Consider the following 790-nt stretch of genomic DNA (forward strand, 5'->3'; position numbering starts at 1 on the left):
CCGGTGCGACGGGCGGAGCGGGCAGCTCCGGAAGGAATCCTGCGGTCGGCTCCTGAGCTGATCCGCCGGTCAACTCCCGTACAACGCCCGTGGGTGCCTTGGGCGCTTCGAGTGCGAGGGGTTGCGCGGGACGCTCCGTCGGGCGCGCGGGTCGTGCCTGCTGGGGCGCGCGGTCGGGACGGGCGGGCATCCTCCTCTCCGGCTGCGATACCGGCACGGTCCGGCCCAGCTTGGCCCGTGCGGCGTCGAACCACTGCCGGGCAAGGGCTCCGACCGCGGGCTGCATGTCGTCCTGGGACCCGTCGCGGCCTCCCGCACCCCGCTGGCGCGGGATCGCAGCGGCGCGGGTCGCGTTGAAGGTGCCGGTGTCGCTCTCGGCCCGGTCGTAGAGGCTGTCGATCTTGCGCCGGACCTCGTCGCGACTCGGTCCCTCGCCCTCCCTTGGGACAAGGGAGTTGTCCCTGCCCGGGAAGGGGGTCACTTCAGGGGGCGAGGTTCGTTCCGGCGCCATGGAAACGGCACTCCTTCCGTACGAGAGTGCACGAGACCACCTGCCTAGCGGAGGGAGTCGTGCAGGCAGTGACCAACTTAGCCAACTTGTAAGTCTTACGTGAAGATCGAAGCACCAAATGCCCGATATGCTTCTGTGACCTTCGCCCCTCCAACTCCTCCCTCACCGCGATCCGCTGAGCGGCTGTCAGCGGTGCGTCGAGGTCGTAGAGCCGATGCATGGACGCCGTTTTGCCGGACCGGCAACAAGAGTGGCAGTGCGGGGCGCGGGCGGCGACCG

General features: G+C 69.4%; 1 pseudogene. It reads right to left on the reverse strand.

The features are described from left to right. A pseudogene (locus tag TN53_RS41320) lies at positions 1 to 511 on the reverse strand (hypothetical protein); the annotation flags it as partial. Positions 512 to 790 lie beyond the last annotated feature (279 nt).

Origin of the sequence: Streptomyces sp. WM6386 (assembly GCF_000972385.1) — a bacterium.
GTDB lineage: Bacteria > Actinomycetota > Actinomycetes > Streptomycetales > Streptomycetaceae > Streptomyces.